Annotated in this window: 13 protein-coding genes; 7 read left to right on the top strand and 6 right to left on the bottom strand. The window is 43.8% G+C overall.

Features of this window, described 5'->3' with window-relative positions:
* Positions 1-5: 5 nt before the first annotated feature.
* Positions 6-746 (bottom strand): pyruvate formate lyase 1-activating protein, encoded by a 741-nt coding sequence (pflA, locus tag L4D74_RS17615; protein ID WP_428753655.1) that lies wholly within the window; start codon positions 744-746, stop codon positions 6-8.
* A 259-nt stretch (positions 747-1005) separates the two neighbouring features.
* Here pflA and L4D74_RS17620 point away from each other — a divergent pair, with 259 nt between their 5' ends.
* Positions 1006-2886 (top strand): methyl-accepting chemotaxis protein, encoded by a 1881-nt coding sequence (locus tag L4D74_RS17620; RefSeq protein WP_428753657.1) that lies wholly within the window; start codon positions 1006-1008, stop codon positions 2884-2886.
* A gap of 145 nt (positions 2887-3031) precedes the next feature.
* On the opposite strand, the gene L4D74_RS17625 is transcribed toward L4D74_RS17620, so the two are convergent.
* The 3 genes from L4D74_RS17625 to L4D74_RS17635 all read right to left on the bottom strand — a co-directional run bounded on the left by L4D74_RS17625 (position 3032) and on the right by L4D74_RS17635 (position 8396).
* Positions 3032-4036 (bottom strand): lipid A deacylase LpxR family protein, encoded by a 1005-nt coding sequence (locus L4D74_RS17625; RefSeq protein WP_428753659.1) that lies wholly within the window; start codon positions 4034-4036, stop codon positions 3032-3034.
* A gap of 270 nt (positions 4037-4306) precedes the next feature.
* Positions 4307-6583, bottom strand: coding sequence for a formate C-acetyltransferase (gene pflB, locus L4D74_RS17630; RefSeq protein WP_428753660.1), 2277 nt, complete (start codon positions 6581-6583; stop codon positions 4307-4309).
* Between the two features lie 265 nt (positions 6584-6848).
* Positions 6849-8396 (bottom strand): DUF3360 family protein, encoded by a 1548-nt coding sequence (locus L4D74_RS17635; RefSeq protein WP_265675049.1) that lies wholly within the window; start codon positions 8394-8396, stop codon positions 6849-6851.
* A gap of 438 nt (positions 8397-8834) precedes the next feature.
* Here L4D74_RS17635 and L4D74_RS17640 point away from each other — a divergent pair, with 438 nt between their 5' ends.
* From L4D74_RS17640 to hisIE, 3 genes are all read left to right on the top strand, one after another.
* Positions 8835-10322: a flagellar sheath protein A gene (locus L4D74_RS17640; protein WP_428753662.1), complete on the top strand. Its 1488-nt coding sequence runs from the start codon at positions 8835-8837 to the stop codon at positions 10320-10322.
* A gap of 349 nt (positions 10323-10671) precedes the next feature.
* Positions 10672-11445 carry an imidazole glycerol phosphate synthase subunit HisF gene (hisF, locus tag L4D74_RS17645; RefSeq protein WP_428753663.1) on the top strand — a complete coding sequence of 258 codons (774 nt, stop codon included), beginning with the start codon at positions 10672-10674 and terminating at the stop codon, positions 11443-11445.
* A complete protein-coding gene (gene hisIE / locus L4D74_RS17650; RefSeq protein WP_428753664.1) occupies positions 11442-12068 on the top strand; it encodes a bifunctional phosphoribosyl-AMP cyclohydrolase/phosphoribosyl-ATP diphosphatase HisIE in 627 nt (208 codons plus the stop codon). Before hisF ends, hisIE begins: the two co-directional genes overlap by 4 nt.
* A 217-nt stretch (positions 12069-12285) precedes the next feature.
* Here hisIE and cspD read toward each other — a convergent pair whose 3' ends face one another.
* A complete protein-coding gene (cspD, locus tag L4D74_RS17655) occupies positions 12286-12507 on the bottom strand; it encodes a cold shock domain-containing protein CspD (protein WP_428753666.1) in 222 nt (73 codons plus the stop codon).
* Positions 12508-13043: 536 nt separating this feature from the next.
* On the opposite strand from cspD, the gene clpS reads away from it, so the two are divergent.
* The 3 genes from clpS to L4D74_RS17670 all read left to right on the top strand — a co-directional run bounded on the left by clpS (position 13044) and on the right by L4D74_RS17670 (position 16907).
* Positions 13044-13364 carry an ATP-dependent Clp protease adapter ClpS gene (gene clpS / locus L4D74_RS17660; RefSeq protein WP_265675054.1) on the top strand — a complete coding sequence of 107 codons (321 nt, stop codon included), beginning with the start codon at positions 13044-13046 and terminating at the stop codon, positions 13362-13364.
* Between the two features lie 41 nt (positions 13365-13405).
* Positions 13406-15682, top strand: coding sequence for an ATP-dependent Clp protease ATP-binding subunit ClpA (clpA, locus tag L4D74_RS17665; protein WP_428753667.1), 2277 nt, complete (start codon positions 13406-13408; stop codon positions 15680-15682).
* A gap of 148 nt (positions 15683-15830) precedes the next feature.
* Complete coding sequence (locus L4D74_RS17670) at positions 15831-16907, top strand: serine hydrolase domain-containing protein (RefSeq protein ID WP_428753668.1); 1077 nt, start codon at positions 15831-15833, stop codon at positions 16905-16907.
* Between the two features lie 116 nt (positions 16908-17023).
* Here the strand turns inward: L4D74_RS17670 and infA are convergent, their stop codons facing one another.
* Positions 17024-17242, bottom strand: a complete 219-nt coding sequence (gene infA / locus L4D74_RS17675; protein WP_005600159.1) for a translation initiation factor IF-1 — start codon at positions 17240-17242, stop codon at positions 17024-17026.
* Positions 17243-17309: the final 67 nt, after the last annotated feature.

A 17309-nucleotide genomic window follows, 5' to 3' on the forward strand; every position in this document is an offset into this window, starting at 1 on the left:
AGTACTTAATACTTAACCACGTCGGTATATTGCAAAAGAATATTCTGAATATTATCCATGACCTCTTTTGAAGGGGGCTGGGTTCCCTCAAGAGGGTAGTCGTAGCCAAGTGCTTCCCACTTATGAGCACCTAATTTGTGGTAAGGCAATAGTTCAACCTTTTCGATGTTATCCATGTCTTTAATGAATTCACCTAAAAGATGGGCCGCTTCTGGATCGTCGGTGTAGCCAGGGACGATAACGTAACGAATCCAGGTTTTTTGATTGATCTTGTGTAAGTAACGAGCAAAATCCAATGTGCGACGATTGGAAACACCGATGAAATCTTGGTGTATCTCATCCTTCATATGTTTGATGTCGAGCATGACTAGGTCGGTGGCATCTAGGACCTCATCAACCACATCAGTGTGCTTACGAATGTAGCCGTTAGTGTCCAAGCATGTATGAATGCCTTCCGCTTGTGCTGCTTTAAAAAAGTCGCGCACAAACTCTGGTTGTAGCATTGCTTCGCCACCCGAGCATGTGATGCCACCGCCTGAAGCATTCATAAAGTGACGGTATGACTTAGCTTCAGCAATCAATTCCTCTACTGATACTTCTTTACCACCATGTGTATCCCATGTATCACGATTGTGGCAATACATGCAGCGCATAAGGCAGCCTTGTAAAAAGACAATGAAACGGATTCCCGGACCATCGACCGTGCCACAGGATTCGTATGAGTGAATGCGACCAGTAGTTGACATATGCTCTCTCTAATAACTATTTTTACCCGTTATTTTATTACAAAACCCACTCTCACAACAGCAAAACTGGCGACGACATTCATACTCTTGCTTGATGATTGAATCTGCTTGTTGCTCATTGAATGAATATGTTATAGCGTTGTTAATTAAATTGTCAGTTGTGGTCGCCATTTTCCAACAATAACTAGAATATGCTGGATTTACTGAGTGTTATATGGGTCACCATCTCTATAAAAACGATTGCTGTACGGGGAATAATATGGAAGTTGCTCTATCGCAAAAACAAAAAACATCGCTGGCAATGTTCACCCTTTGGGCAGGGTTCATTATATTAGTGAGCTATATCTTTTATGCGCTCACTAGCTTAAATAGTAAATACGAAAGTCGCTCTGGCATGGAGCGGGCAAGTGCACACTTGGCATCGACACAAATACTGCTGCTTGATACGGTGAATAGGCGTACCACTTTGACTGCAGCGGATAAAGGAGCATTTGAAACGAGTCTAATGATGCTTGAACAAAGCGCTGATGTGGATCGCGACTTTTTACAGCGCCACGGCTTTGAAGATCAAAACCAGGTAATAACGGACGCGCTGACGCGTTTTATTCAAGATCTTGCTCCGTGGATAACACTAAAGTCAGAATTTGGTTTTTCTATGGATGACGGCTTACTTGGTCAGATGCACCAGTACAACACTAAGATTGATGTCGCGATTAAGGAAACAGGCATGGTAACGCTAACGGCAGACTTTCAAAAAGTGGTTACCAGCATGCAAGAATTTCTCATTCAACCCAGTGCGGATAATGAAAAAGGTTTCAAGCGAGCACTTGCTGGTTTTATTAATGCGTCGAATGCTTACGCTATGTTGGAGTTGTATGAAAAGGAAGTTCAAGCACTGGAGCTTGGCTTTACGCGCATCGTTGAATTATCCGCAGGTTTGAATCAATTGGAAGGGCAGTTAGAGATCGCTCAAGTCGCAACACTAGCGGCTTTTTCAGATGCAGCTGAACTGCTTGGGCAGCAAGCAACCAGTCTTGCCAATGAAGCTGATAAAGTATCGGGTATGACGCGCGTGTCTGTCGGTATTGCTTGTGCGCTACTGGCATTATTCGCGACCGCCATCTTTCTCACCTTAAATATCTCTTTATCTCGTTCACTTAAGCAAACATTATCGGCACTTAAACAAATTGAGCAGGGAGATTTGACCACTCGGTTGACGATCACTCGTAATCATCGCGATGAATTTAATCAACTCAAACAAGCAATCAACATTAGCTGCGACAACCTAGGTACATTGGTGGATGGCGTGAAAGAAAATAGCCAGTCATTATCTGCCAGCTCAGAATTACTCGATAGCAGCATCACTGAGCTTGGGCAACATCAGTCTCAAGTGATGGCGCAAACTCAGCAACTTGCATCGGCAACTGAAGAGGTGAGTGTCACGACTCAAGAGATCTCGGGCTCTTTAGAGTATGTCGCCTCGATTAGTAAATCATCGGCAGAGTCAGCGCAAGCTGGTGGAGAAGTGATTGTGGAGACCATTGCTTCTTTTGAGCAGGTGGCAAGCATATTGGATGAAGCAGCGGCACATATTGGTCAATTAGAGCAAGCGTCGCAAAAAATAGATTCAGTGATGGATATTATCAACGGGATCGCCGAGCAAACGAATTTATTGGCGCTTAATGCGGCAATTGAAGCGGCAAGAGCGGGTGAGCAAGGGCGTGGTTTTGCTGTTGTGGCTGATGAAGTAAGAAGCCTAGCGGTTCGGACCGTTCAAGCAATCGAAGACATTTCAGGTACCATTGACACTATGAAACGTGAAAGCTCGGAGGTCATTCAGTTTATTGCGCAATCAGACACTTCAATGCAGGTGGGGCGAGAACAGGGTAATCAAGCAAAAGCTGCGCTTGAAGACATTATGAATAAAGCACGAGAAGCGAGTGCTCAGACGGAAGTCATCTTCTCGTCAGTTAAAGAGTTAGCGACGACGTCACAATCAATGGCGAGTAATATGTCGCAGATAAGTGAATCGATGAGCGAACTAGAAACGAGTAATCAACACCTTAAGCAAACTAGTGATTTGGTAGACAGGCGCTCTACCGAGCTATATCAAGATTGTGAGCGCTTTAAAACGGCTTAGCAGGGTGAGTAACCGTATGAAGGAAAAGAAATATCTAGCAGTAACTATGCGTAAAAGGTTTGTGTAGTCTCGCCTTAACAGAAGGTTGAGTGCGAATATTGTGTCAACGCACTCATCTTTCTTGTTTAGAAGAACGTAAGCTTGATTAGAAGAACGCAAATAACGACAGGCCACCGTTACCATAAATTGATTTCTGTGCTTCTTTGTATTCAGCAGATTTAGAGGCAATAAAGGTACTGACGCCTACATGCTGGTTATACCACGTTACTCCTAATACCGCTTCCGCTTGCCAAGGTTGAAGTGTAACGTCATAAGCCTCCTTCGGTTCTGGAATACCGGGACGGTTCCCTTGAATGGTCACGTCATTAAAGCGGTATCTAGCCTTAAGACCAAAGTAGGTAAACCAGCCTCGCCTAGACGCACCTATCATCCCTGCCTTAAAAGGGTTTTCGCTACTGATATGTGCTGAACCGAAATTACCGCTTAAGTCCGTTCCCCAGCGAAGCATCGCACCCGTTGATACATCACTTCGAAAATTACCAATATTGGCTTCACTGACGTTCGCTATTTCCCAGGAAGTATTGGCTATAGCGGTTTGTCGCTGCCAGTTTATATGAGTAATGTAACCTATGCTGCCGGCAAACTGGTCTTCTATTTGATACTCCCAGCCCTGCGGTTCGCTAGAACCGACGAGAGAGTGCACCAACTGTTGTGCTTTATCGGCAAATGAGCTTTCGCCCGTTGCCCCTAACGTTAGATTGAAACGCTGAGCTTGTTCAGGATGTAAGCTAATGTAGTTAAATTCTGCATGGAAATAACCTGCGTAAGGTCGATCATTTGCAAGGGGTTTAGTGGATGCGATATTTGAAGGCGTCCACATTTTATGCCCGAGCTGAAATTCAACTTTATCTAGTGATGATGCACCCCAATAGCTAAGACTCAGTGGGCGAAATAATGTATATGGCGTAATGGCGCCACTGGTATAAGAGAGGAAAATGCCATTGGTATAATCTTCGTCGGTGCCAAACACACCATCATTGTCGATTGAAAACGAGAGGGTAGAGCGCTCTGAAGAAAGTGCGCTAGAACTTAGTAACAGTAGTGCGCTAGCACTAAGCAACATGAAAGGTGAAGCGGTGGGGTATTTCATTATGAGTCACTCTCTTCAAATACGGCGTGTAGAGGTGTAATAAGTTAAGACGATAGTGACACGTTTGTGAAGGGCGATTAGTGATCATGTAGTGAAAACGTTATCAATGACATAGAGGAAATTGTAAACAATCCTTACTCAATGAGATTTACCGGTCATATCGATGATGATGAGACGGCAGGCATAAAAAAACCTCGCCGAAGCGAGGTTTTTATCTCAATCAGTATAACGCTTGTCTGTACGAATTTAGCTATACAGACAGAGACTCAGTTATAGAGATTCAGTGAACGTACGTGCGATTACGTCTGCTTGTTGCTCTGCTGTTAGAGAGTTAAAGCGAACGGCGTAACCAGATACACGGATGGTTAGCTGAGGGTATTTCTCAGGGTGCTTAACAGCGTCTTCTAGAGTACCGCGGTTAAGAACGTTCACGTTAAGGTGTTGACCACCTTCAATGCCAGCTTCGTGGTGGAAGTAACCATCCATTAGGCCTGCAAGGTTAGCACGTTGGCTGTCTTCTTCTTTCCCTAGCGCGTTAGGAACGATAGAGAAAGTGTAAGAGATACCATCTTGTGCGTCTGCAAACGGTAGTTTACCTACAGAAGTAAGTGAAGCTACAGCACCTTTTTCGTCACGACCGTGCATTGGGTTAGCACCAGGAGCGAAAGGAGCACCAGCACGACGACCATCTGGAGTGTTACCTGTCTTCTTACCGTAAACCACGTTTGACGTGATAGTAAGGATAGACTGTGTAGGGATAGCGTCACGGTACATCTTAAGCTTACGGATTTTGCCCATAAACGTAGAAACAAGTTCACATGCGATATCATCAACGCGTGCGTCGTTGTTACCGAATTTAGGGTAATCGCCTTCGATTTCGAAATCTGTTGCGATGCCGTCTTCGTCACGAACTGGTTTAACTGTTGCGTATTTGATTGCAGACAGTGAGTCAGCAGCAACAGAAAGACCTGCAATACCACACGCCATAGTACGACGAACGTCACGGTCATGTAGAGCCATTAGAGACGCTTCGTAGCTGTACTTGTCGTGCATGTAGTGGATGCTGTTTAGAGCAGTCACGTATTGCTTAGCTAGCCAGTCCATGAATGTGTCTAGGCGACCCATTACGTCATCGTAGTTAAGTACTTCGTCAGTGATCTTGTCGCCAACTGGGCCAACTTGCATCTTAAGCTTCTCATCAACACCACCGTTGATTGCGTAAAGCATAGTTTTTGCAAGGTTAGCACGAGCGCCAAAGAACTGCATTTGCTTACCAACGATCATTGGCGATACACAACAAGCGATTGCGTAGTCGTCAGAACCTAGGTCAGGACGCATTAGGTCATCATTTTCGTACTGGATAGAAGACGTATCGATAGATACTTTCGCACAGAACTTCTTGAAGCCTACAGGCAGTTGCTCAGACCAAAGAACCGTGATGTTTGGCTCTGGAGAAGGACCCATAGTGTATAGGCTGTTTAGGAAACGGAAGTTAGTACGTGTAACTAGTGTACGACCGTCGATACCCATACCACCCATTGATTCTGTTGCCCAGATTGGGTCACCAGAGAACAACTCATCGTATTCAGGAGTACGTAGGAAACGAACCATACGTAGCTTCATTACGAAGTGGTCAATCATTTCTTGAGCTTCAACTTCAGTGATTTTGCCAGCAGCAATATCACGCTCGATGAAGATATCTAGGAAAGATGAAGTACGACCTAGAGACATTGCCGCGCCATTTTGTGATTTAACTGCAGCTAGGTAACCGAAGTAAGTCCACTGAATCGCTTCTTGAGCAGTTTGAGCTGGCTCAGAGATGTCGAAGCCGTATTTAGCTGCCATCACTTTGATTTGGCCAAGGGCACGGTGTTGCTCTGCAATTTCTTCACGAAGTTGCATTGTTGCTGCTAGATCTTCGCCGTTTTCAAAACGCTCTTGAAGAGAAGCGAACTGAGCTAGCTTGTCCTTCATTAGGAAGTCGATACCGTAAAGTGCCACACGACGGTAGTCACCAATGATACGACCACGACCGTATGCATCAGGAAGACCAGTCAGAACACCAGATTTACGACATTTTAGGATATCAGGCGTGTAGATATCGAAAACGCCAGCATTGTGTGTTTTACGGTATTCAGAGTAGATTTTTGAAACCATAGGGTCAAGAGTGCGACCGTATGCTTTACAAGAACCTTCAACCATACGTACACCACCGTTAGGGATGATCGCACGCTTAAGTGGCGCTTCAGTTTGAAGACCAACGATAGTTTCTAGATCTTGCTCAATGTAGCCTGCATCGTGTGCAGTGATGGTAGAAATAACAGAAGTATCGAAATCTACAGGCGCTTTAGTTGCGTTCTCCTGCTTGATACCTTCCATTACTTTAGCCCAAAGCTTGTTAGTTGCTTCAGTACCTTCAGAAACTAGGAATTCTTCGTCACCTTCATAAGGTGCATAGTTCTTCTGGATGAAATCACGAACGTTTACTTCGTTTTGCCACTCACCTGCCGCAAAACCTTCCCAAGCTTTAGCAAATTGCTCTGCCATGACATACCTACCTTGTTAGTAGAAAAAACACGTACTGTTCTCGGATATCGAGTGCTCTCCGAATGGAGAGCCAGTACACACATTAATAAAAATATTTATGGTCAATCATAGTACCGGATTAATCATAGATATTGTTATTCATCACGTTGAAATCAAGACTACACTAAAAATTTATTGTAAAACTTAAACTAAATCAATAAAACTTAAAAAAGTTTGATAAAAATTTGGGTAGTGACGCTCACTACCCAAATAAATCACTATGTTTTTACAAGAATGCAGGGATTCCGTACTGACCTTCTAGCATACCGACAGCAAGCATTGCTACCAAACATACGACGAATACGCCAACAGGGATCACGATTTTGTCTACAAAAGATAGACGAGATGCACGCTCTTTGTCACCAATGAGTCCATTATTATCTAGGAACATGGTTAGTGCCCAAGCTAGAACAGGGTTAGCAACAACTGCCGCAAAGATACAGATACCTGCAGCTTGTGAATCTTTGGTTTCTCTTACCATCTGCATGCCTGCTTCAAGTAGCGGAAGGAATACACCTACCAACAACGCAACACGCATAACAGGAGGCCATACCGCAACGTCCATTGGGAAGCCAAGGATTGCCACGATGATACATAAAGAACCAAGTAGAATCGCACCCGCTGGGATAGGACGCTTAGCGATAGCTGCTGGGATCATATAAGTACCCCAAGACGATGTGATGTTACCACCACCTACTGCTGTACCAACCATTTGACGAACAGAACACATAGTCATTGTGTCATCCACGTCCATAAGTACTTTTTCAGTCTTACGTGGGTAGTTTAGCTCTTGGAAGATACGGTGACCTAGGAAGTCAGGAGACCACATCGCAACGGCTAGGATTGCAAATGGAAGAGATGCAATGAAGTGCTGCAGATTTGGAAGACCAAGCATCCAACCTTCAGTTTCGCTGCCCCACCAGTAAACAGGGTTTAGATTCGGAAGACCCATTTCAGTTTCAAACGTCAGGTCGAAACCAGCACCTAGACCAAGCGCGATTAGAAGTCCGGTAACAGCACAAACAGGAATCGCTAACCAACGCATGTTGATTTTAGCAAGGTACGCGTAGACCGCAATGTTGATACCCAACACAATAAGACCGACGTAACCCATGCTACCCGCATCAACCGTAGCAGATTGAAGGCCAACCGCCCACTCTTGGATAGAACCGATTTGACTCATGGTTCCAGTAAAGCCAAGGAAAATTAGCAAGCCACCTGCGGTACCTTGAGAAGTAAGGTTAACCAGTTTCGAACCGCCCTTAAAATAACTTAAGAGTAAACCAAACACACCAAGAAGAATTGCTAATGCAAGTGGGTGAGCGCCTGCAAGTGCAATTGAACCAATCAATGGGATCATTGGGCCATGGTTACCGGCGAGGTTAGCTCTTGGGTTAAAAAAGCCTGAAGCAAGAATACAGAATAGCAAGGCAGGGATAAGCATCTCTACACGAGCGACTTCGATGGCAAATTCTTTACCAAGGTTCACGTGGTCCCATGCTGCGGTTAAACCATCAGCCCAAGACATCATTACCGCAGAATACATTGCGATAATACCAATAGTACCTGCCAAGGCAGGTACTAAATCTTCGAGCTCAAAGCGGAAATCACGGCCTGGAAGGTTTAATCCATAGCGGCGTGGTTTCATGATTTGAAGTTCGTGGTCTAGGTATTCAGAGCGGCTGGCAAACTCAGAAGCAGGACGATGAAGCTCTTGATAGCTTTTGGTCTCAATATCTGAATCAGAATGCGCTTTATTGACGGCGTCTGACATAGATTCCTCATTATAAAAAAGTTAGTCGTTTGGTGTTTTAGTCGTTTGGCTTGATAGAAGAATACATTCGCTGAATATGAAAATGGATACTTGCACGCGACTCGCGTGCTTAAGAATAGACGATATCCATTGGTAATAGGCGAATTATTCGTGCTATATCAATGGAGCTGAGTCTAGCAAGCAACGCTAACAGCTTGATTGATCTTGATCACTTTAAGAAATAATGTGAAAGAAAATTACAATCGATGTTTGAATCTGCGCACTTGGTTAACATTCACCGTAACTCACTTTCATAACTTAACAATATGAGTCAGGTTTACTAAGTAGAAGTTAAGATAAACTAAATAAAACGTCGTCATTTGGCACATTCTTTGCTTGGTACCCGGTAATAGATCGGCATGGCAGCGCTTTGCCGCACAAAAAATCAGCTAGGAAAGAATGATGAAAAAAAGAGTAATATTGCCGCTAGTTGCCGCGATTTCTACAGCAATGGTTGGGTGTGGCGGTGGAGGCGGAGGTGATAGCTCACCACCTACACCACCTGAGCCACCGCCGGTTGAACATCATTTTCAATTTAATTTTGTCAAGGCTAAGTTAGACACGGCTCTGGCCGATCCAAATTGCCGTATTTATGCTAACTCTGAGGTCGGAGGGCAGAATATGGTTTTAAACTATTATTATGTCGGAAATGCTTTGGATAATAATCTCATCGCGTACTATTCAGACAGTTCTGGGAAAAAGGTTGGTGAGCCAATTTACGCTTCCAATGGCAGGATTACATTTGTCTTAGAGAGTGTACCTTCAGACGGCTATGTTACAGTTCAAGAATTTAATGGAACGATTCTGAACGCGACAACATTTAGTAAAACAACGTTGTTAACTGACTCGAATAGCTTACGAAGTGTAGATGTTTCTGCTACTGGAAATATTCAAACGACGAGTTGTGTATCAGGCGGAAATGATGCTCACACTATCGTCAACAATCTTGAGTATGATAATGCTCCTGACTCATCAGGAAGTAAAGATTCGAACTATTACTTTGATTCTCAGCTTGAAACCGTGACGCTAGCGAACCCGAAGCTAAATGGAACACCGTTAGATAAGGTGACAACTGAAAAAACAATGATTACGCAGTATCGAACGAGTGATCGTACCCAATTGTTTCAATATGGTTTCTCTGGGTGGAACCAGAACGTAATGTCTTTTGCGGGACAGAGTCATTCTCCTGAATATACAAACTCGACATCGATTAATTTTCAAAATATAGATATTTCGTTAGTGCATGAAGGCTATCGATATCCCTTGGCTAGGGTTGATCGAGATGGTGTTTACTATCATCCTCAGGAGTCTCATTTAGAAACATGGGTTTTTTCTGTGGAAGGGGGCGTTACGACACCGTCTTGGCAGAGTGAATTTAGCAATCGAATTAGTGATTCAGACTGGACTTTAAAAGTAGATGATATTTCTCTTTTTGATGCATCCAACACCAATGATTCAAGCCCTCAAGCATCTTCAGGGATTATTGATGTAGTTGGTAGTATTGGGGTGTCAAACCAAAATGGTATTCAAAGGGTAAGTTATGAGCAGGGAACAGTAGTAGGGACAACTCCTTATGTACTGCGACATACATTGTATACAGAAATTCGCCCCAATGTTTTAGTCCCTGAACTTGAATATGGTTCGATACCATTAGAAGCTGCAAAAGATCTGGTTGTTTCGAATGCGTCACAATTTCATCAATCATACCTGTTTACGGAAGGAAAGAATGATGTTTCTATAGTTGAGTTTATGAGTCAGTTCAGCCATTCAAGTCCCGATCTTAAAACTGATGAAATAGGGGTTGTTAAGAGCCTTGTCGAAATGCGAGATCTAGAAAATAACATCCTGCAATCAAAAACTTTTAGTATGACACGAGCTCATAAATAGCATTAATAAAGTCCTATCTATAAGATAAAGGAAAGCCTCTCTTTGGAGAGGCTTTCGCGTTTTGCGCAGAATGATTTTTTACTGACGTTATCAGCATGGACAGATTCCCAACTTTCTTTAAGTCACCGACGGGTGATTTAAAGATCCCATCATTTTGAATGAAATGTAAAAAAGGTTGTTATATAGTGTTTCGATGTAGGATTGAGTGACACAGCTGTGGTGGAAGGATACACCCGCATTAGAGCGAGCTCTAGTCGGTGTGAAGCGACGGTGTTAAATCACATGAAGGTGAAGTTTTGAAGGTTAGAAAGGGAATAACAACTCCGTTTTATGCCGTAGGGAGTAAGTGGTGCTAGCAAAAAGAATAATTCCTTGTTTGGATGTCCGAGATGGTCAGGTGGTAAAGGGCGTTCAGTTCCGTAACCATGAAGTCATAGGCGATATTGTTCCTCTGGCAGCGCGGTACGCTGAAGAGGGCGCTGATGAGTTGGTCTTTTATGATATTACCGCGTCAAGTGATGGTCGCGTTGTTGATAAAAGCTGGGTAGCTCGGGTCGCTGAAGTGATCGATATTCCGTTTTGCGTCGCGGGCGGTATTAAATCAGCAGAAGATGCGGCGCGTATTTTGGAGTTTGGGGCGGATAAAGTGTCAATCAACTCTCCTGCGCTAGCAAACCCAGAGCTGATTACTGAACTCGCCGATAAGTTCGGTGTGCAGTGTATTGTTGTCGGTATTGACTCGTATTTTGATAAAGAGACCGGGAAATATCAGGTCTACCAGTTTACGGGTGACGAGTCTCGCACTAAAGCAACTCAGTGGGAAACACGTGATTGGGTGCAAGAAGTTCAGAAACGTGGTGCCGGTGAAATTGTTCTCAATATGATGAACCAAGACGGGGTTCGTAGCGGCTATGATATCACGCAACTCAATATGGTCCGTGAAGTATGTAAGGTGCCATTAATCGCTTCGGGCGGTGCGGGTGCAATGGAGCACTTTGCTGAAGTTTACAAGCAAACTAACGTGGATGGTGCGCTTGCCGCTTCCGTTTTCCACAAACAAATAATTAATATTGGTGAGCTAAAACAGTATTTAGCTGGCCAAGGTGTGGAGATCCGATTATGAGCGAAACAACAGCCACGCTAAACGAGCGTATTGACTGGGAAAAAATCGATGGAATGCTGCCTGCGATTGTACAGGACTTCCAATCGAGTCAGGTATTGATGATGGGTTACATGAACCCAGAGGCACTAGACAAAACGCTACAAACGCAACAGGTGACTTTTTTCTCGCGCACTAAGTCTCGTCTTTGGACGAAAGGTGAAACATCGGGTAACGTATTGCAGCTTAAATCGATAGCATTAGACTGTGACAATGACACCCTATTGGTGAAAGTTGACCCTGTTGGCCCCACCTGTCACACGGGAACCACAACCTGTTTCGATGCTGATCAGCAAGAAGAGTCACAAATGGTGTGGCTTCATCAGCTTGAGCAATTGCTCGCTGCTCGAAAACATGCCGATCCAGACTCATCTTATACCGCAAGCTTGTATGCTAGTGGCACCAAACGCATTTCGCAGAAAGTTGGCGAAGAAGGCGTTGAGGTCGCGCTTGCGGCAACGTCGGGTGACAAAGCGGAGTTAGTCTGTGAGTCTGCTGATCTGATCTATCACCTTATGGTTTTGCTTCAAGACCAAGGCTTATCGATGAATGATGTTATTAATAAGTTGAAAGAACGACATAAGTAGCAGGTGTGATGTTTTTCAATTAGCAGTGATAGGCGTGTGATTATTACTTATTAGCACTAGCTCACTAAAAAAGCCCTCGTAAGAGGGCTTTTTTAGTGAGCTGTTTTACGCCTTGCACTGCTCCATCCTCATGGAAGAACAACAGCAACTAAGCATCGTATATAAGGGGAGTGGTGAGTATGTGTCTTCGATAAATATTGTTGGCGCGTGCGGTGCGCTACTTTGCTATGTCACCGTCCACTGGAGTAACGGAGCTGGCGTGATAGCCCTTAGGGCCTTCTTCTACTTCGTAGGTGACTTGTTGTCCTGCTTTAAGGGTTCGGTACCCGTCCATGTGAATCGTTGAATAGTGTGCAAATATATCGTTGTCGCCGCCTTCTGGACAAATAAATCCAAATCCCTTGGCATTGTTAAACCATTTTACTGTACCTGTAGCCATGCTATACATCCCTCATGCATTTTACTGAAGTCGTTCGAAGACACGGTTCACCACTTCACCGTCGACGCTTCTTTGTATGTGACCTCAATTCTTTCTCATCCACAAATCTTGCTCTAGGCGGTTATAAAACAATGTAAGCCTTTTCCTATGAGCGAAGTCGAGGCGAGATAAACTTGTTAAATTTTAGTCACTAATTAACCACTTTAGTCAATCATTAAACTTAGTCAATAAGAATGTCGCATAAATAACCACATATTCTAAACATATGCGCTTTGGTTTTAACAATCTCGCAAACTGGCGCTTCTGTTTGGATTCTGATGCTGTATTCTTAGTAGAGGAGGAAATGTTTTTGCTACTTGGCTCATATGTGACACACACTAATAGCATTGTTTTGTTTGCAGCGATACAATTGGTGCATTAGTCTCTAATATAGAGATGCTTTTCGAGTGTAAGCATAAAACGCCTTAGCGACATTGGGTAATTTTGGGTTTATACAGTCTTTTGAATATTAACGAAAACTCTCAAACATTCTGGCCATGAGTAAAAATTTTGAATGGGTGACTCCAGACTCAGACTTACTGGAGAAAGAAAAAACTAAGGTTAAGCCACCGGGTATGTACCATGTTGTATTAAACAATGATGATTACACGCCGATGGACTTTGTTGTAGAAATCTTGGAACGCTTTTTTTCACTCAACGAAGATAAAGCGACACAGGTGATGTTACAGGTACATTATGACGGGAAAGCCGTATGTGGAACGTATACATCTGAAGTCGCCGAAACGAAAGTTGCTCAAGTGACCATGTATTCAAGGGAAAATGAACATCCACTTTTGTGTACCATGGAAAAAGCCTAATTTTCGAATGAATGGCAACTGTCATTCCTTAGGAGGTACTTATGCTTAACAAAGAATTAGAATCGAGTCTCAACGGCGCATTTGCTCGTGCCCGTGATAAAAGACATGAATTCATGACCGTAGAGCATCTCCTTTTAGCTTTGTTAGAAAATGACTCGGCTAAAGAGGCTTTAACGGCTTGCAGCGCAAATCTTGATACCTTGCGTGAAGAGCTTGACGCATTCATTGACCAAACAACGCCACTCATCCCTGACAACGACGATACTCGTGAAACCCAACCAACGTTGAGTTTCCAGAGGGTATTGCAGCGCGCAGTCTTTCACGTACAGTCTTCTGGACGTAGTGAAGTGACTGGGGCTAATGTTTTAGTCGCCATATTTAGTGAGCAAGAATCTCATGCCGCCTATCTATTGAAGAAAAATGATATCAGCCGCCTAGATATCGTTAACTTCATTTCTCATGGTATTACTAAAAATTCTGGCGCTTCAGACAGTGAACCATCAAGCGGTTCACTAGGTGGTGGAAGTGAGCCTGTTGAAGACGCAAATGGCGAAGATCGCCTAGAAAATTTTGCGACTAATTTGAATCAAGTTGCCAAAGACGGCAACATCGATCCTCTTATTGGTCGTGATAAAGAGCTAGAACGTACCGTTCAAGTACTTTGTCGTCGTCGTAAGAACAACCCATTACTTGTGGGTGAGGCCGGAGTAGGTAAAACCGCTATTGCAGAAGGCCTCGCATGGCGCATTGTTGAAGGTCTTGTGCCGGATGTCATTGAAAACTGTGTGATTTATTCGCTCGATATCGGTTCATTACTGGCGGGTACAAAATATCGTGGTGACTTTGAAAAGCGTTTTAAAGCCATTTTGAAACAGCTTGAAAAAGAAGACGACGCCATTCTATTTATCGATGAAATTCATACTATCATTGGTGCTGGCGCTGCATCGGGTGGTCAAGTTGACGCGGCTAACCTGATTAAGCCGTTGCTGAGCAGCGGTAAATTGCGCTGTATTGGGTCGACAACATACCAAGAGTACAGCAATATTTTTGATAAAGAACGTGCCTTGTCGCGTCGTTTCCAAAAAATTGATGTGGTTGAACCTTCGTTAGATGATACAACCAAAATCCTTATCGGATTGAAGCCTAAGTATGAGGCGCACCACGAAGTTCGTTATACAAACAAGGCGCTTCGTGCGGCTGTAGAGCTTTCGGCGAAATACATTAACGAACGTCACTTACCAGATAAAGCTATTGATGTTATTGATGAGGCTGGTGCCCGTAGCAGACTTGTCCCTGCGAGCCGCCGTAAGAAAACGGTTGGCGTTGCTGATATTGAGTCTATGGTTGCCAAAATGGCGCGTATTCCGGAAAAATCCGTGTCATCGTCAGACAAAGATATACTGCAAAATCTTGATGAAAAAATGAAGATGCTGGTATTTGGTCAAGATAAAGCCATCGATGTGTTGTCAGAAGCCATTAAGATGACGCGTGCTGGATTGGGGAACGATGAACGACCGGTTGGTTCTTTCTTGTTTGCTGGTCCAACAGGGGTCGGTAAAACAGAAGTCACGGTGCAATTGTCTAAACTTCTGGGCATTGAATTACTTAGATTTGACATGTCAGAATACGGCGAGCGCCATTCTGTGAGTCGTTTAATTGGTGCGCCACCGGGTTACGTCGGCTATGACCAAGGCGGACTATTGACGGATGCGGTGATTAAGCACCCACACTCAGTGGTATTACTTGATGAGATTGAAAAAGCCCACCCAGATATCTTTAATTTGCTATTGCAGGTTATGGATAACGGTACGCTGACGGATAACAACGGTCGTAAAGCCGATTTCCGTAATGTGATCTTGGTCATGACTAGTAACGCTGGTGTCTCTGAAACTGAGAAGAAATCCATTGGTTTGATACAGCAAGATCACAAACCAGATGCGATGGGCGCAATCAAGCGTGTCTTCACACCTGAATTCCGAAATCGTCTTGATGGAATCATTTGGTTCAATAGCTTAGATGATACGGTTATTCACCAAGTAGTAGACAAGTTTATTGTTGAACTTCAGGCACAGCTTGATTCCCGTGGCGTATCGTTAGAAGTCTCCGCTGAGGCTCGTGATTGGCTTGCGCTGAAAGGTTACGACAAGACAATGGGCGCACGTCCAATGGGCCGTGTTGTTCAAGACAAGCTGAAGAAACCGCTAGCAAATGAATTGCTCTTTGGTTCATTGGTTGATGGTGGCACGGTTAAGGTTGGCTTGAAAGATGACGACCTAACGTTCGAGTATATTGGCTCTAAGGAAGAAGTGCTTCATTAGCCATAAGGTACTGATTCTTCCTGATATAGGATGAAACGGTGACAATAAAGCGTGCGATTTCTCGCACGCTTTTTTATTGTCTATAGATAGCGGTTAGTGATCATTTAAAGTGGCCTAATGGCGATCAATCTACCTGTTGAGTCTAAAAATGTACAAATGCTACGGTAACCTTCATTTCCTCTCTAAGTTCGTACTCATTGCTTTATTGTGTTTTGCTAGTACGGGCTGTCAAGAATCACCAGTATTGGTTAAGTCTGGAGCTGACCACTTTCAGCCCATTATTGAGCGCGTAGAGCAAGGTAAAGCATCAAATATCCATAGTTTACTAGCTTGGCAAAACGGACAACTTTTGTTGGAACTCTATCGTCAAGGTGGCGGTCTTGACGGTAACTATCAGACTTCTCGTTTACCCATCGGGCCAGATGAGCTGCATAATATTCATTCAGTGACCAAGTCATTTGTCGCGACATTAATTTTTATCGCCATTGATGAAGGGAAAATTTCTAGTTTAGAGGCTCAGATATTTGATTTCTTCCCTGAATACGAAGGGGGTGATAGAAAGCAAAAAGAGAAAATACGCCTTCGAGACGTACTAAATATGTCGACGGGTTATGCGTTAGATGAGCTAAGCGTACCTTACAGTGATGGGGTCGCAAATGTATTTTCAAGGCATTACCACGCTAAAGACGTGTACCAGCAGTTTGTCGAGACTGAAGTAGCATTTGAACCGGGTACGCGTTTCTCATACAGCGGGCTATCGACGATAGGGCTATCTAAAGTGATTGAGCGAGCCTATGGCAAGCCGTTCACTCAGGTCATGAAAGAGAAGCTATTTGAGCCGCTATCTATTACCAATTACCAATGGTTGGCGCACTTTGGTAGCGGAGAAGCTGGAGCAGATTGGGGGCTACGACTTACTTCTAGGGATATGGGGAAGTTTGGTTTAATGTGGCTCGATGGGGGTGTTTACGGTGGGCGTCAAATAGTCGCGAAGCATTGGTTAGAACAGTTGAAAACGAGCCGTTTTAGTGGCTACAAAATGGGTTATGGATTGCACTTTTGGCAAGTGCCGTCTGCTGATGCAGTCATGGCAGTGGGTTATGGTGAGCAATATATTGCAATAATACCGAGCAAAAAAGCGGTAGTAGTGACAACAGCAGGAAATTATAAGCTAACTTCTCAGCCAGTATTAGGGCTTATTCAGCAGCTAGTGGGGGAGCTATAATGTAAGTGACTTATAATGTGGATGAAATGTTTGTATTAATGTCACTATTGGCGAGCGAATAGCCACAAAAAACGGAGCCTAAGCTCCGTTTTTTTGTGTTCTGTTAAACGTAGAGATTAACGAGCACGGAAGACGATGCGACCTTTAGATAGGTCGTATGGAGTCATCTCTACAGTTACTTTGTCACCAGTAAGGATACGGATGTAGTTTTTACGCATCTTACCAGAGATGTGGGCTGTAACTACGTGACCGTTTTCTAGTTCAACACGGAACATTGTGTTTGGTAGAGTATCAAGAACAGTGCCTTGTAGCTCAATTACGTCTTCTTTAGCCATTGAATCCTCTTTCGAAATGTGGCGCTTTTAACGGTCTGCATTGTGCCGTTAAAATCTTTATAAGTAA

The organism is Vibrio cionasavignyae (assembly GCF_050337155.1).
Classification (GTDB): domain Bacteria; phylum Pseudomonadota; class Gammaproteobacteria; order Enterobacterales; family Vibrionaceae; genus Vibrio; species Vibrio nomapromontoriensis.

Bases quoted from the DNA above. Each gene is read 5' to 3' on its own strand.
- L4D74_RS17635 (WP_265675049.1), bottom strand. From the start codon at position 8,396: ATGTCAGACGCCGTCAATAAAGCGCATTCTGATTCAGATATTGAGACC.
- pflB (WP_428753660.1), bottom strand. From the start codon at position 6,583: ATGGCAGAGCAATTTGCTAAAGCTTGGGAAGGTTTTGCGGCAGGTGAG.
- L4D74_RS17670 (WP_428753668.1), top strand. From the start codon at position 15,831: ATGTACAAATGCTACGGTAACCTTCATTTCCTCTCTAAGTTCGTACTC.
- infA (WP_005600159.1), bottom strand. From the start codon at position 17,242: ATGGCTAAAGAAGACGTAATTGAGCTACAAGGCACTGTTCTTGATACT.
- L4D74_RS17620 (WP_428753657.1), top strand. From the start codon at position 1,006: ATGGAAGTTGCTCTATCGCAAAAACAAAAAACATCGCTGGCAATGTTC.
- hisIE (WP_428753664.1), top strand. From the start codon at position 11,442: ATGAGCGAAACAACAGCCACGCTAAACGAGCGTATTGACTGGGAAAAA.
- L4D74_RS17625 (WP_428753659.1), bottom strand. From the start codon at position 4,036: ATGAAATACCCCACCGCTTCACCTTTCATGTTGCTTAGTGCTAGCGCA.
- clpS (WP_265675054.1), top strand. From the start codon at position 13,044: ATGAGTAAAAATTTTGAATGGGTGACTCCAGACTCAGACTTACTGGAG.
- L4D74_RS17640 (WP_428753662.1), top strand. From the start codon at position 8,835: ATGATGAAAAAAAGAGTAATATTGCCGCTAGTTGCCGCGATTTCTACA.
- cspD (WP_428753666.1), bottom strand. From the start codon at position 12,507: ATGGCTACAGGTACAGTAAAATGGTTTAACAATGCCAAGGGATTTGGA.
- pflA (WP_428753655.1), bottom strand. From the start codon at position 746: ATGTCAACTACTGGTCGCATTCACTCATACGAATCCTGTGGCACGGTC.
- clpA (WP_428753667.1), top strand. From the start codon at position 13,406: ATGCTTAACAAAGAATTAGAATCGAGTCTCAACGGCGCATTTGCTCGT.